Origin of the sequence: Metapseudomonas otitidis (assembly GCF_011397855.1) — a bacterium.
In the GTDB taxonomy this organism is placed as follows: Bacteria; Pseudomonadota; Gammaproteobacteria; order Pseudomonadales; family Pseudomonadaceae; genus Metapseudomonas; species Metapseudomonas otitidis.
Genome location: NZ_AP022642.1, coordinates 5,613,818 through 5,626,711, shown reverse-complemented (window position 1 = coordinate 5,626,711; position 12,894 = coordinate 5,613,818). Strand labels below are relative to the sequence as shown.

Below are 12,894 nucleotides of genomic sequence, written 5' to 3'. Positions count from 1 at the left end.
CTCACTGCGCCGCGCACAGTTCGCTGATCATCCGCAGCCGGCGCTTGGGCTCGGCGACGAAGGGGTTGCGGGTGTCCCAGGCATAGCCGGCGAGGATCGAGCAGATCATCCCGCGGATCTCCGGCGAGCCGCCCTGGTAGAAGATCACGTCCTGGAAGGTGCCCTCGTACCAGCCCTCCACATAGGCGCGGAAGGCGTCCACGCCCTTCTTCAGCGGCGTGGCGAAGTCGCTTTCCCAGTCCACCGGCTCGCCGTTCAACTGACGGTCCAGCAGGTTCGCCGCCATGCTCGACGAGCGCATGGCGATGGTCACGCCGGAGGAGAACACCGGGTCGAGGAACTCGGCGGCGTTGCCCAGCAGGGCGAAGCCCGGGCCGTGCAGGGTCTTCACGTTGGCCGAGTAGCCGCCCAGCGCGCGGGCCGGGGTGTCCCACACGGCATTGGCCAGCAGGCGGCGCAGGTTCGGCGTCTCGGCGACGAAGGCCTTCAGGCAGGCGTCCAGGTCCTCCGGGCGGTTGGCGTAGTGGCTGCTTTCACCCACCACGCCCAGGGAGCAGCGGCCGTTGCTGAAGGGGATCAGCCAGAACCACACGTCGCGGTACTCGGGGTGGATGGTGATGAGGATCTTCTCGCGGTCGAAGGCCGGGTCGTCGATGCGGTCCTCGATGTGGGTGAACACCGCCTGGCGCACCGGGAAGCTGGACGGCGCCTCCAGGTCCAGCAGACGCGGCAGCACCCGGCCGTAGCCGCTGCCGTCGAGCACGAAGGCGGTTTCCACCTGGTACTGGCTGCCGTCCAGGCGCTGCACCGTCAGGCGCGGGCAGTCGCTGGAGAAGTCGGCGGCGATGATCTCCTCCTCGTAGCGGATCTCCACGCCCTGGCGTGCCGCCTCATCGGCCAGCAACTGGTCGAAGGGCGCCCGCTGCACCTGGAAGGTGCTGCCCTTGCCGGGGGTGAATTTCTCCCGGAAGTCGAAGTCGGTGTAGCGCTCGCCCCAGGCGAAGGCCGCGCCGTGCTTGACCTGGAAGCCGGCGGCCATGACCGCGTCGAGCATCCCCGCTTCCTCGACGAAGTCCAGGCAGTGGGACAGCAGGCTCTCGCCGATGGAGAAGCGCGGGAAGCGCTGGCGCTCGAGGATCAGCACGTCGTGGCCCTTGCGCTTGAGCAGGGCGGCGGCGATGGCGCCGGAGGGGCCGGCACCGATCACCACCACCTGGCGTTGCTGGACTTCAATGGACTTCATGGGGACTCCTTTCCGAAACGGTAGAGGGAACGGCCCGGGCGCGTTGGGTCAGGGCCGGCAACAGGGTGGCGATCAGTCCCATCAGCATCAGCGCGAAGTACAGCTGCGCGCTGATGATCTGCTGCTGGAACAGGAGGTTGAGGAAGACGATCTCGGTCAGCCCGCGGGTATTGAGCAGCACGCTCTGGCGCCATTTCGCCGGGCTCGCGGCCAGGCGGCCCTCGGCCCAGGACAGCCCCAGCCAGTTGCCCGCCAGCTTGCTCAGCACCGGCAGCACCAGCAGCGCACTGAACTGCACCCAGGAATAGCCCTGCCAGGCCGTGTGCCAGTCGATCTGCAGCAGGCCGTAGGCGAGGATCAGCGGCACCGCCAGCCACACCTGCAGGGCGTGGAACACCGCCACCGGCAGCGGCAGGCGGAAGGGCACGCGCAGCGCCGCCATCACCAGCAGGTAGGCGATGCCGAACACCAGGGCATTGAGCTTGAGCTGTTGCAGGGTCAGCAGCAGGGCGAAGAAGGCCAGGCTGTAGACCAGCGGCGCGCGCACCCGCACCAGATACAGCGCCAGCGGCAGCAGCGCGGCCAGCAGCGGCCAGAGCAGGGTGGTGGGCGCGGCGCTGCCCTGGGCCAGGCCGAACAGGCACCAGCACATCAGGTCCATCAGGATCGCCGCCTGCAGCAGGCGGCGGATGGTCGGCTCCGGGTAGCCCAGGTGGCGCAGGTAGAGGAACAGCACCGGGATCGCGGTGAGGGCGAACAGCAGCCCCACCGCCACGTTCGACAGCAGGCTCGCCGCCGGCAACAGCCAGGTGGCGCAGGCCAGGCCGCAGAAGAACGGCACGAAGAAGCTCGGCAGCGCGATCTTCACGCTGGCCGCCTCCAGGCGCAGGTCGATCACATCGCTGAGGATGTGCCCCAGCAGCAGGGTGAAGGCCACCCCGTACAGCGGCTTGAGCCAGGGCGCGGTGAGCACCTGGGCGTTGTCCAGGCCCACCGGCGCGGCCAGCCAGAGCATCACCAGGGGCAGGCCGAAGCTGGCCAGCAGCAGCTGGCTGACGATGGGGATCAGCCCCAGCAGGCGACCCACCCGGGTGAACAGGGCGAACAGCCCCAGCAGGCCGATCCAGAACAGCACCAGGGTCATGCCGGCAGCTCCTTGCCGTGGGGCACGTCCGCCTGCGCCCAGGGCGCCAGCAGGAAGCAGAAGAACAGCCCGAGGCTGATGGTCAGGCCGAAATTGGCGATGGCCGGGGTCTGGCTCAGCAGCAGCAGGCCGAACGACAGCCAGCTGGTCAGGCCCGACAGCAGCGTGCCCAGCAGGCTCACCGCCGCACCGCCCACCGCCTCGCGCATGAGAATCGCGTAGTCCACGCCTATGGCCGTCACCAGCAGCAGCCCGAACAGGCTGAACAGCGTCAGCGGCTGGCCCAGCCAGCCGAGGCAGGCCAGGGACGCCAGCGCCGCCAGCAGCGGCAGCGCCACCACCCGCAGCGCGCCGCCGAGGCCGAAGGGCAGGCACAGCAACAGCAGGATCACCGCACAGGAGGCCAGTTTCAGCTCGGCCGCGCTGACCTGGGTGGCGGCGAACAGCCGGTTCAGCTCACCGATGCGGTCCACCGCCTGCACGCCCTCCAGCCCGGCCGCGGCCTGCTCCAGCAGCGCCGGGGAGGCCGCGCCTTGCAGGCTGACGATGCCGGCCACCCGGCCCTGGGCATCGCGCCCCAGCCAGAGCGGCCGCCAGGCCTCGCCCAGGGGGCCTGCCAGGGCCGCCTCCAGGGACAGCGGCGGGGTGTTCAGCAGGCGCGCGCGTTCGGCCTCCAGGGCGTCCAGCGGCAGGCCCAGGTCCAGCAGCGGCTGCCAATGGGCGGGCAGGGCCTCCAGGGCCTGGTGCAGCGCCGCCAGGCGGCTGGGCGGTGCCGCCAGCTGGCTGAGGGCGCGGTAGCCCTGCAGCTGGCCGTCGGCCACCGCCCGGTCCAGGCGCTCGCTGAGGGCGGCCTGGCGTTCCAGCAACTGGGCCTCGTCGGCGGCGCGCACCAGGAAGAACTGGCTGGTGGGCTGCAGGCCGGTGAGGCGGGCGATCTCGCGGGCTTCGTCCAGCAGCTGCGGCTCGGCGCCGAGCCACTGGCGCAGGTCGTTCTGCGGGCGCACCTGCCACACCCCGGCGGCGCAGAAGGCCAGCAGGGCCAGCAGCCAGGGCAGGCTGCCGGTGCGCGCCAGCAGTGCCGTGCGGCGGGCCAGCAGGCCCTCGGCCAGGCGCAGCGGCGCCGTCGGCGGGGCCAGGCGCAGGCCGCCGAGCAGGGCCGGCAGCAGGCACACCGAGCAGAGGTAGGCGGCCACCAGCCCGGCGGCGGAGAACACCGCGATCTGGGTCAGCGCCGGGAAGGGGGTGAAGGCCAGGGCCAGGTAGCCCACCAGGTTGGTGCCCAGGCTCAGGCTGAGGCCGGGCAGGGTGGCGCGCACCGCATCCCAGGCACGCCAGCGTGGGTCGCTCCAGCCCTTGCTGAGGTAGTGCAGCGGGTAGTCGGCGGCGACCCCGGTGAGGCTGGCGCCGAGCACCAGGGTCAGCGCGTTGATCTCGCCGAACACCAGCACGCAGGCGGTGCAGCCGGCGCCCAGGGCCAGGGCCACCGGCAGCAGGCTGAGCAGGGTGCGCGGGCGGCGGAACACCACCAGCATCAGCAGCAGGGTGCCGAGGCTGGCGCCGCCGCCGATCAGCGCGATCTCGCGGCTGGCCTTGGCCTGGCCGGCGGCCGCGTGCAGCAGCCCGCTGGCGGCCAGCAACCGGCCACCGTCGGCTTCCACCTGCTGGCGGGCCTGGGCCACCTGCCCGGCCAGCCAGGGCGGGGTCTGCATGTCGAAGGCGCCGTCACGGGTGCGCAGCCGCAGCAGCGCCCAGGTGGTGTCGCCGTCCTTCACCAGCAGCGCGCCGCTGGCCAGGTCGGCCCGCACCCGCCCGGCGGGCACCAGGGCCTGCTGGCCGAGGCCGGCCAGGCCCAGCCAGTCGTCCTCGGTGCTCACCAGGCCGGTGCTGGCGAAGGGGTCGAAGAGGCGTTCGGCGCGGGCGGCGACGAAGGCCTCCGGTTGCTGTTCCAGGCGCGTGCGGTCCGCCGCACCGAGCAGCGCCAGGCGGCTGTCCAGCAGTTGCCGGCGCACGGCCGGCAGGTCGGCCTCCAGGCTCCACTGGGCGCGCTCGATGTGTGGGTCGTTCTGCCAGCCCTGGCCCAGGCGCCGGGCCAGGTCGATGGCGCGCGCCGCGTCGGGGTGGCCCACCAGCAGCAGGACTTCGCGGTTGAGCGGCTCCTGCATGCGCTGTTCGGCCTGGCGCACCAGGGCATCACCGGCGCCCTGGGGCAGCAGCGCGAGCATGTCGGCGGCCACCGGCGGGCCGTTGCGCCACTGCCAGGCGGCCAGCGCCAGCAGGCCCGCCAGGGCCAGCAGGAACAGGCGCGGCAGCAGGCGCTCAGCGCGCAAGGTCGGCGGCCTCGTCGGCGGTCAGGGTGTCGGCGGCCTGGCTGGCCGGCAGGCGCAGCAGGGTGCGGTCGCCCTGGGTTTCCACCAGCTCGATGCGCTCCACCAGGGCGCCCCCTTCGATGCGGATGGCGCTGAAGATCTGTTGCAGCAGCAGGGCGCGCGGCGCCAGGTGCAGGGTCCAGTGCTGGCTGTCGCCTTCCAGCGTCAGCGCGAAGTCACGCTCCAGGCCGCTGCGGTCGCCCTTGAGCACGGCGAGGAACAGCCGGCTCTGCTGGGCGGCGACGTCCTGGCCGGGCTGGGCCTGCCACTGGCCGTCCACGCGCCGGGCGATGCCCTGGTCGCTGATGCGGTAGTCCTGGCGCAGGGGCTTTTCCAGGCGCCAGAGCAGGCCGCCTTCGCGGGCCAGGGTGAACTGGCCGGTGCTGGTCAGGGGCTGCGGCAGGGCGCGCAGGTGCTTCTCCTGCACGAAGGGCCCGCGCACCACCGCCGGGGCGGCGAGGCGCTGGGCCAGCTGGTCGAGGTCGAAGGCCTGGGCAAGGCCGCTGGCCAGCAGCGCCGGCACCAGCAGCAGGGCCCGCAGCCAGGGCGCGCGGATCATGGCAGGGCGCGCTCCACGGCATCGGTGAACACCTTGGGCGATGCCAGCTGCATCTCGCGGCTGGCGATCTCCACCGCCACCTGCACGCTGCTGGCGCGGGTCATGCGTTCGCCGGTCTCGGCGTCGGTGATCAGGTAGTTGATCTTCAGGCGGTTCTCCCACTCCACCAGGTCCGCCCGCACGCGGATGCGCTGGCCGAAGCGCGCGCCGCGCACGTAGCGCAGCTGCAGGTCGATGATCGGCCAGGCGTAGCCGGCGTCGCGCATGTGCCCGTAGTTGTGGCCGATGCGGTCCAGCAGGGCGCAGCGGGCCACCTCCAGGTACTTCACGTAGTGGCCGTGCCAGACCACTTCCATCATGTCCACGTCGAAGAACGGCACGAGGATCTCCACCTCGGCCTGGATCACCCCGGCGCTACGCATAGAGCCTCCAGTGGCGGGCGCGGATGCGCTCCAGGCACAGGCGCAGCTCGCCTTCCAGGGCGCGGTCCTCGATCACCGGCGGGAAGTCCCCGGCCAGTTGGCGATGCATGGCGGCCAGGGGCGCGGGCAGGTCACGCTCGCCGGCGCGCTGGCGCAGCCACACGCCCTGGTTGGCGGCCAGCAGGGTGGCGGCGGCCACCTGCTCGGTCAGCTCCAGGCTGCGCAGGGCGTCGCGGGCGGCGATGGTGCCCATGCTCACCTTGTCCTGGTTGTGGCATTCGGTGGAGCGCGAGAAGACGCTGGCCGGCAGCGTGTTCTTCAGCGCCTCGGCGGTCCAGGCGCTGGCGCCGATCTGCACGGCCTTGAAGCCGTGGTTGATCATCGCCGTGGCCTGGGGGGCGCCGGAGAGGTTGCTCGGCAGGCCGTGGTTGTAGCGCACGTCCACCAGCAGGGCGAGCTGGCGGTCGAGCAGGTCGGCGACGTTGCCCACCAGGTTCTTCAGGCTGTCCATGGCGAAGGCGATGTGGCCGCCGTAGAAGTGCCCGCCGTGCAGCACGCGCTCGGCCTCGGCGTCGATCAGCGGGTTGTCGTTGGCGCTGTTCAGCTCGGTTTCGATGAACTGCCGCAGCAGGCCCAGGCTGTCGGCCAGCACGCCCAGCACATGGGGCGCGCAGCGCAGCGAGTAGCGGTCCTGCAGGCGGTGCAGCGGTGCGGTCGGCGCGTCGATGGCCAGGTCCTGGCGCAGCCAGGCGGCCACCTGCATCTGCCCCGGGTGCGGCTTGGCGGCGAACAGGCGTTCGTCGAAGTGCTCGGGGTTGCCCTCCAGCGCCACCACGTTGAGCGCGGTGATGCGGGTGGCCAGATGCAGCAGGTAGTCGGCACGGGCGTAGGCCAGGCAGGCCAGGGCGGTCATCACGGCGGTGCCGTTCATCAGCGCCAGGGCTTCCTTGGGGCGCAGCACCAGGGGCTCCCAGCCCAGCTCGGCGTGCACCTCGGCGGCGCTGCGGCGCTGGCCCTGGTAGACCACCTCGCGCTGGCCGGAGAGGGTGGCGGCCACGTAGGACAGCGGGGTGAGGTCGCCGCTGGCGCCCACCGAGCCTTCCTCCGGGATCACCGGCAGCACGTCGTGTTCGAGGAACGCCTGCAGGCGCTCCAGCAGCTCCACGCGCACGCCGGAAACCCCGTGGCACAGCGACTGCAGGCGCGCCGCCAGCACCGCGCGGGTGGCGGCCTCGTCCAGCACCTTGCCCAGGCCGCAGCCGTGGAAGGTGAACAGGTGGCGTGGCAGGGCTTCCACCTGCTCCAGCGGCACGGCCACCACGCAGGAGTCGCCGTAGCCGGTGGTGACGCCGTAGATCACGCCTTCCTTGTCCAGCAGGGTGTCGAGGAAGCGCGCGCCCTTGGCGATGCGCTCGCGCCAGGCGGCGTCGCCCTGCAGCAGGGCGGGGGCGCGGCGCTGGGACAGGGCCACGACGTGCTCGATGGACAGCGGCTGTTCGCCGAACACCACCGGTTCAGGCTGTTGTGTCGTCATGTTCGTTCCAGAACGGATAGAAGTTGAACCATTGCAGCGGTGCCAGCAGGCACAGCTCGCCCAGGCGTTGGGCATAGCGGGCCACCCAGGCCTCGATCACCGCGTCACGCTCGCCCCGGCGCCACTGCACCTGCTCGGCGAAGGGTTCGAGGTGGACCTGGTAGCGCCCGCCGATCTTCAGGCAGGTCATCAGGTTGAGCGGGCACTTGAGCAGCCCGGCCAGCAGCCAGGGCCCCTGGGGGAAGGCGGCGGGGCGACCGAGGAAGTCGACCCGGACGTTGCGACCGCCGTGCAGCGGCACGCGGTCGCCGGCAATCGCCAGCCACTCGCCGCGCTCCAGGCGTTCGCTCAATTGGAGCATGACCGCCGGGTCCAGCTCGCTGACCTGGATCAGCCGCAGGTGCGTGGCCCCGGCTTCGCCCAGCAGGCGGTTGAACTGTTCGGCATGGCGGGTATGCACCAGCACGTTCATGGTCACCTGCTCGCTCAGCTCGGCCAGCGCGCGGCACACCTCCAGGTTGCCCAGGTGGGCGCCCACCAGCATCTGCCCGCGTGTGCTGCGCATGTGCTGGTGCAGGCCGCTGGGGTCGTGCAGGTCCACCTGGTCCAGGCCGATGCGCCCGCCCCAGATGTCCAGCTTGTCCAGGAGGGCATCGGCGAAGGCCATGAACTGGGCGAACACCGAGCCGAGGCTGGGCGCCAGCTCCGGGCGGCCGCTCCAGTCGGCCAGGCGCTGCTGGTAGTAGCGCGCCGCGCGGCGGGCCTTGCCGCCGAAGAGGAAGAAGTACAGGACGATCAGGTGCAGCAGCGGGCTGAGCACCCGCCGCCCGAGGCGCCGCGCGATCAGCGCGGTGAACTTCATCAGCAGGAAGCTGCCGCGCTCGCGCTGGTCGGCCCAGTGCTCGCGGCTCATCCCCGGCACCTGCGCCAGAGGATCAGTGGCGCGCGCAGCAACATGCCGAAGAACAGCTTGGCGTGCATCTTCGAGATCAGCGCGTTGTCGTGGAACAGGCGGAAGTGCGAGAGCCCGTCCAGCGGGTAATGCACCTTGGTCGGCAGCCAGTGCATGGGCTGGTTGCGCCAGGCCAGGCGCACGAGGACCTCCGGGTCGAAGTCCATGCGCTTGCCGAGGCGGGTGGTCTCGGTGAGTGCCAAGGTCGGGGCCAGGGGGTAGACGCGGAAGCCGCACATGCCGTCGCGGATCGACAGCGAGAGGCTGTTGATCCACACCCACACATGGGTCAGGTAGCGGGCGTAGAGGCGGCTCTTGGGCACGCTTTCGTCGTACTGCGGGTAGCCGCAGATCAGCTCGCCCGGGCGGGCCTGGGCGGCGGCGAGGAAGCGCTGCACGTCGGCGAGGTCGTGCTGGCCGTCGGCGTCCACCTGCAGGGCGTGGGAGAAGCCCAGCCGGCCGGCTTCGCGCAGGCCGGCCATGACGGCGCCGCCCTTGCCCTGGTTGACGGCCAGGCGCACCAGGTGGACGTCGGGCTGGGTGGCCAGCTGGTCCATCACCTGGGCGCAGGCGGGGCTGGAGGCGTCGTCCACCAGTACGCAGGGCAGGCCGTGCTGGCGCAGGGCGTCGACCACCAGGGGCAGGGCGTGCTCGTGGTTGTAGACGGGGATGACGGCGCAGGGCTTGAACGGGTTCATGTCGGCATCGGGTGGTGCGGGTTGGGTTCAGCGCCCGGTTCGTGGGCGAGTGTGCGTCGAGTTTCTGTTTCGCCTTGCCGGGCGAGTCCCTTTTGGCAGTCGTCGGGGTGCCGAACCACCCAAAAGGGACCAAAAGGGCTTGCCCCTGCATCCGGCCCCGGCTGCGCCGGGGTGCCCTCGCTCCCATCGTTGCGCCGGGAGCCCGGCACGACAGGCCATCCCTGGCCAGATCGCGCCTCTCGCGGCATCCATGCCGCTCGACTCCCTCTGCAACGATTCCGCTCGGCCTCCTGAAGGGGCGTTGTCCCCGCCCCACCGGCTGAGCTGGAGAGGGCCATGTACTGCGCAGGAACCTCGTGCAGCACGCGTTCTTGAACGCTGTGGGAACCGGCGCGCGTGCCGCTCAGGGCGTTGAAGGCCTTACGCATGGTCGGCCACCAGGAGGATGCGCCCGGAGGAGCAGGCGGCTTCGCCGTTGCGGAAGGCGAAGTAGAGCTTGCCCTTGTCGGTGTCGAAGCGCAGGGACAGGTGCAGACGGTCGCCGGGGCGGACCAGTTGCTGGAACTTGAGGACTTCCATGCCAGCGAAGCGCGGGGGCAGGGTCATCACCTGGCGGGCGAGGTGCTGGGCCCAGTCGATCTGCACCACGCCGGGCAGCACGGGGGTGGCGGTGAAGTGGCCGGAGAAGTGGGCGAGGTCCAGGGGCACTTCCAGCTCCAGGCGCCATTCGCCGTCCTGTTCGTGGGCGCTGAGGGGTTCGACGCGGGTCGGGCGTGGGGCCTTGAGCTGGGCGTCCACCTGCACCTGGGGCAGTTTGCCCTGGCTGCTCCACGGCAGTTGCCGCACCAGGCGCCAGCGGCGCGGCAGGGCGATGGCTTCGCAGTGGCCGGCTAGGTGCTTGCGCAGGGTTTCGGTCAGGGCGCGGCGGCCGCCGTTGCGCAGGGCGTGCAGGCCCTGGGGTGAGAGGGCGACCAGGGCGCCGAGGAAGGCGCGGTTTTCCTGCACCACGCCCAGGCGCGCTTCGGCGACGAAGGGGTGCTCGCCGAGGGCCTGTTCCAGCATGGGCAGGGAGATGCGTTTCTCTTCCAGCTTGACGATGCGGTCGAGGCGGCCGAGCAGTTCGAAGCGGCCGTCGGCGTCGATGCGCACGGCGTCGGCGGTCTGCTCGCGGTGCCCTTCGGGCAGGTAGGGCGAGGTGAGGTGCAGGGCGCCGTCGGCGTCCTGGCCGACCGCCACGCCGGCGAAGGGCGTCCAGCGGCTGCCGCCTTGGCGCCAGGCGATGCCGCCGGTTTCGGAGCTGCCGTAGATTTCCGTCGGCCACTGGCCGAGGCGCTGCTGCAGGGCCTCGGCGGCGTCCGCCGGCAGCGCGCCACCGGAGGAGAACACCCGGCGCACGGCGGCCAGGGCGGGCCAGTCGAGGTTGTCACCCATGCGTTTGAGCAGGGCGGGGCTGGCCACCCAGGCGAAGCCGGCGGGCGCGGCGGCGAGGCTGGCGCGCTGGAGGTCTTCGGCGAAGGGCTGGGCGCGGCGCACGAAGGGGCGGCCGGCGGACAGCGGCCAGAGCACGCGGAACAGCAGGCCGTAGATGTGCTGGGCGGAGACGCTGGCGACCAGGGTGGCGCCGGTCAGGTCGGCGCCCCAGAGCGCTTCCAGGGCCTCTACTTCGTTGCCCAGCTGGCGCAGGGTCTTGCCGATCAGCTTGGGTTCGCCGCTGGAGCCGGAGGTGCACAGGGTCAGCCGGCAGTGCTCGGGGTCGAGGGCGGCGGCGGGCAGGGCCGGGCCGTCGAGGCCGTCGAGGCTGTCGAGCCAGAGGTCGCAGCCGTCGGCCAGGCGCCGGCGAGTCTCGGGCTGGGCGTCGGCCGGCAGCAGCACGTCGACGCCGGCACGCCAGGCGCCGAACAGGGCGATGGCCAGGTCTGCGCCGTCTTCCAGGTACAGGGCCACGCGCTGGGTGCCGCGTGCCTGCAGGGCGCCGGCCAGGGCCAGGGCACGCTGGGCGAAGCCGGCGTGGTCAAGGGCGGGGTCGAGTGCCACCGGGCGCCCGGGGTGGGCGTCGAGCAGCAGCTCCTGTGGGACGATCCAGGTCACGCGAATCTCCGTACACGCTGGCGCACCAGCCATTCCCCGGCGAACAGCAGCCCCATCAGCAGGTAGGCGATGAGGCCGGTATAGAGCGTCCACCAGGTCAGCGGCGCCCACAGGGTGAGGGCGGCCGCCACCAGGCCGTTGAGCAGGAAGAACAGGGTCCACACCGCCGTCACGCGGCGGGTGTAGCGCACGGCCACCTCGGGCAGCTCGGGCTCGCGCAGGCGCGCCAGGCGCTCCACCACGGGCATGCCGTGCAGCAGGCTGGCGCCGAACAGGCCGAGCAGCACGGCGCTCATCAGCACCGGGTACCAGCGCAGCAGGTCGGCCTGGTTGGCCAGCCCCAGCAGCAGGCAGAAGCCCAGGGCGGCGAAGGCCGTCAGGCGGCTGCCGGGGCGCTGTGCGCTGCCCAGGCTGCGGGCCAGCCAGAGGCCGCCGAGCAGCAGGGCGAACAGGCGCGGCGAGAGGTGCTCCATGCCGTAGTACACGGCGAAGGGGTAGCCCAGCCCGGCCAGCACCAGCAGCAGCCCGACGAGCCGGCTCATTCGGCGGGGTTCACCAGGCGGTGCACGGCCTCGACCACGTCGCCCACGGTGCGCACGGCCTTGAATTCCTCGGCGGCGATCTTGCGCCCGGTCTGGCGCTTGATGTGGTCGATCAGGTCGACGGCGTCGATGCTGTCGATCTCCAGGTCTTCGTAGAGGTTGGCCTCCAGGGTGACGCGCTCGGGTTCCAGCTCGAAGAGCTCGACCAGGGCGTCGCGCAGGGTGGCGAAGATCTCATCACGGTTTTGCATCGCGGCCCCCTCAGGCGGCTTTCTGTGCCGACACGAAGGCCGCGAGGCTGGCCACGTTGGCAAAGTGTTTGCGGGTGTCCTTGGCTTCGGCGTCGATCTTGATGCCGAAGCGTTTCTGGATGGCCAGGCCCAGTTCCAGGGCGTCCACCGAGTCCAGGCCGAGGCCTTCGCCGAACAGGGTCTGCTCGTCGCCGATGTCTTGCGGGCCGATGTCTTCGAGGCCGAGGGCCTCGATGATCAGGTTCTTGATCTCAAGTTGCAGAGCGCTCATCCAGGCCGAGCTCCTTCATGAAATGGTGGTGGAGATGGTCGTTGAGGCGGCGCGAGGCGATCGGCGCCGGCCCCTGGTCGGCGAAGGCCTTGGGATCGATGTCCTGGCCGACGCGCAGATGGAAGTGGAAGCGCCGCGACGGGATGCTGTACCAGGGCTCGGCCTTGGTCAGGGTGGTGGGCGTCACGCTGATGGTCACCGGGGTGACGATGCGTGCGCCGCGCAGGGCGATGGCGGCGGCGCCCCGGTGGAACTGCGGGGCCTGCCCCGGCGTGGTGCGGGTGCCTTCGGGGAAGACGATCAGGGTCTGGCCTTCCTCCAGCACACGGGCGGCCTCGTCGAGCATGTCCATGCTGCCGCTGTTGCTGATGTACTGGGCGGCGCGGATCGGGCCGCGCATGCAGGGGTTGTCCCAGAGGCTCTGCTTGACCACGCAGTTGGCGTCGCGGATCAGGCCGATGAGCACCACCACGTCGATCAGCGAGGGGTGGTTGGCGATGACCATCTGCCCGGGGCGGCCCAGGCGTTCGGCGCCTTCCACTTCATAGGTGAGCACGCCGCTGCGGTGCATGAACTGCACGAACAGCCAGAACAGCCGGCTGGTGGTGGCGCGGGCGCGGCGGCGGTGGTCGGTGGCGTCGCCCGGCAGCAGCGAGAGCAGGGGGAACACGAGGATGCGCAGCAGCACCCCGCCGATGCCGAACAGGGTGAAGGACAGCGCGGTGGCGATCAGGCGCCACCAGTAGGGCGCGTCGGGACGCTCGACGCTGGCCGGGGTGAGGAAGCGCTCCGGTGCGTTCATCGGGCACCTGCCGTGCGGGCGG

General features: G+C 71.5%; 13 protein-coding genes. All 13 read right to left on the bottom strand.

The window, feature by feature from the left end; translation table 11 throughout:
- Position 1 precedes the first annotated feature (1 nt).
- On the bottom strand, positions 2–1,243 hold the full coding sequence (locus PotMrB4_RS26040; protein WP_160481835.1) for an NAD(P)/FAD-dependent oxidoreductase: 1,242 nt from the start codon (positions 1,241–1,243) through the stop codon (positions 2–4).
- Positions 1,230–2,387, bottom strand: a complete 1,158-nt coding sequence (locus PotMrB4_RS26035) for a cation:proton antiporter (protein ID WP_107330495.1) — start codon at positions 2,385–2,387, stop codon at positions 1,230–1,232. Before PotMrB4_RS26035 ends, PotMrB4_RS26040 begins: the two co-directional genes overlap by 14 nt.
- Positions 2,384–4,714 carry an MMPL family transporter gene (locus PotMrB4_RS26030; protein ID WP_172434845.1) on the bottom strand — a complete coding sequence of 777 codons (2,331 nt, stop codon included), beginning with the start codon at positions 4,712–4,714 and terminating at the stop codon, positions 2,384–2,386. The genes PotMrB4_RS26035 and PotMrB4_RS26030 overlap by 4 nt, the downstream gene beginning before the upstream one ends.
- Positions 4,704–5,312 carry an outer membrane lipoprotein carrier protein LolA gene (locus PotMrB4_RS26025; protein ID WP_074974123.1) on the bottom strand — a complete coding sequence of 203 codons (609 nt, stop codon included), beginning with the start codon at positions 5,310–5,312 and terminating at the stop codon, positions 4,704–4,706. Before PotMrB4_RS26025 ends, PotMrB4_RS26030 begins: the two co-directional genes overlap by 11 nt.
- Positions 5,309–5,734, bottom strand: coding sequence for an acyl-CoA thioesterase (locus PotMrB4_RS26020; RefSeq protein ID WP_044406790.1), 426 nt, complete (start codon positions 5,732–5,734; stop codon positions 5,309–5,311). Before PotMrB4_RS26020 ends, PotMrB4_RS26025 begins: the two co-directional genes overlap by 4 nt.
- Positions 5,727–7,268 carry an HAL/PAL/TAL family ammonia-lyase gene (locus tag PotMrB4_RS26015; protein ID WP_172434844.1) on the bottom strand — a complete coding sequence of 514 codons (1,542 nt, stop codon included), beginning with the start codon at positions 7,266–7,268 and terminating at the stop codon, positions 5,727–5,729. The genes PotMrB4_RS26020 and PotMrB4_RS26015 overlap by 8 nt, the downstream gene beginning before the upstream one ends.
- On the bottom strand, positions 7,249–8,181 hold the full coding sequence (locus PotMrB4_RS26010) for an LpxL/LpxP family acyltransferase (protein WP_044406796.1): 933 nt from the start codon (positions 8,179–8,181) through the stop codon (positions 7,249–7,251). Before PotMrB4_RS26010 ends, PotMrB4_RS26015 begins: the two co-directional genes overlap by 20 nt.
- The gene (locus PotMrB4_RS26005; protein WP_074974120.1) at positions 8,178–8,918 is read right to left on the bottom strand and encodes a glycosyltransferase family 2 protein; all 741 of its coding nucleotides are present in this window, start codon (positions 8,916–8,918) and stop codon (positions 8,178–8,180) included. Before PotMrB4_RS26005 ends, PotMrB4_RS26010 begins: the two co-directional genes overlap by 4 nt.
- Before the next feature lie 420 nt (positions 8,919–9,338).
- Positions 9,339–11,006, bottom strand: a complete 1,668-nt coding sequence (locus PotMrB4_RS26000) for an AMP-binding protein (RefSeq protein ID WP_172434843.1) — start codon at positions 11,004–11,006, stop codon at positions 9,339–9,341.
- Positions 11,003–11,548, bottom strand: a complete 546-nt coding sequence (locus PotMrB4_RS25995) for a COG4648 family protein (RefSeq protein ID WP_107330500.1) — start codon at positions 11,546–11,548, stop codon at positions 11,003–11,005. Before PotMrB4_RS25995 ends, PotMrB4_RS26000 begins: the two co-directional genes overlap by 4 nt.
- Positions 11,545–11,799, bottom strand: a complete 255-nt coding sequence (locus PotMrB4_RS25990; RefSeq protein WP_074974116.1) for an acyl carrier protein — start codon at positions 11,797–11,799, stop codon at positions 11,545–11,547. Before PotMrB4_RS25990 ends, PotMrB4_RS25995 begins: the two co-directional genes overlap by 4 nt.
- A 10-nt stretch (positions 11,800–11,809) precedes the next feature.
- On the bottom strand, positions 11,810–12,070 hold the full coding sequence (locus PotMrB4_RS25985; protein WP_044406810.1) for a phosphopantetheine-binding protein: 261 nt from the start codon (positions 12,068–12,070) through the stop codon (positions 11,810–11,812).
- Positions 12,051–12,872 (bottom strand): lysophospholipid acyltransferase family protein, encoded by an 822-nt coding sequence (locus PotMrB4_RS25980; RefSeq protein ID WP_164707400.1) that lies wholly within the window; start codon positions 12,870–12,872, stop codon positions 12,051–12,053. Before PotMrB4_RS25980 ends, PotMrB4_RS25985 begins: the two co-directional genes overlap by 20 nt.
- Positions 12,873–12,894: the final 22 nt, after the last annotated feature.

Bases quoted from the DNA above. Each gene is read 5' to 3' on its own strand.
- PotMrB4_RS26040 (WP_160481835.1), bottom strand. From the start codon at position 1,243: ATGAAGTCCATTGAAGTCCAGCAACGCCAGGTGGTGGTGATCGGTGCC.
- PotMrB4_RS26035 (WP_107330495.1), bottom strand. From the start codon at position 2,387: ATGACCCTGGTGCTGTTCTGGATCGGCCTGCTGGGGCTGTTCGCCCTG.
- PotMrB4_RS26025 (WP_074974123.1), bottom strand. From the start codon at position 5,312: ATGATCCGCGCGCCCTGGCTGCGGGCCCTGCTGCTGGTGCCGGCGCTG.
- PotMrB4_RS26020 (WP_044406790.1), bottom strand. From the start codon at position 5,734: ATGCGTAGCGCCGGGGTGATCCAGGCCGAGGTGGAGATCCTCGTGCCG.
- PotMrB4_RS26015 (WP_172434844.1), bottom strand. From the start codon at position 7,268: ATGACGACACAACAGCCTGAACCGGTGGTGTTCGGCGAACAGCCGCTG.
- PotMrB4_RS26010 (WP_044406796.1), bottom strand. From the start codon at position 8,181: ATGAGCCGCGAGCACTGGGCCGACCAGCGCGAGCGCGGCAGCTTCCTG.
- PotMrB4_RS26005 (WP_074974120.1), bottom strand. From the start codon at position 8,918: ATGAACCCGTTCAAGCCCTGCGCCGTCATCCCCGTCTACAACCACGAG.
- PotMrB4_RS25995 (WP_107330500.1), bottom strand. From the start codon at position 11,548: ATGAGCCGGCTCGTCGGGCTGCTGCTGGTGCTGGCCGGGCTGGGCTAC.
- PotMrB4_RS25990 (WP_074974116.1), bottom strand. From the start codon at position 11,799: ATGCAAAACCGTGATGAGATCTTCGCCACCCTGCGCGACGCCCTGGTC.
- PotMrB4_RS25985 (WP_044406810.1), bottom strand. From the start codon at position 12,070: ATGAGCGCTCTGCAACTTGAGATCAAGAACCTGATCATCGAGGCCCTC.
- PotMrB4_RS25980 (WP_164707400.1), bottom strand. From the start codon at position 12,872: ATGAACGCACCGGAGCGCTTCCTCACCCCGGCCAGCGTCGAGCGTCCC.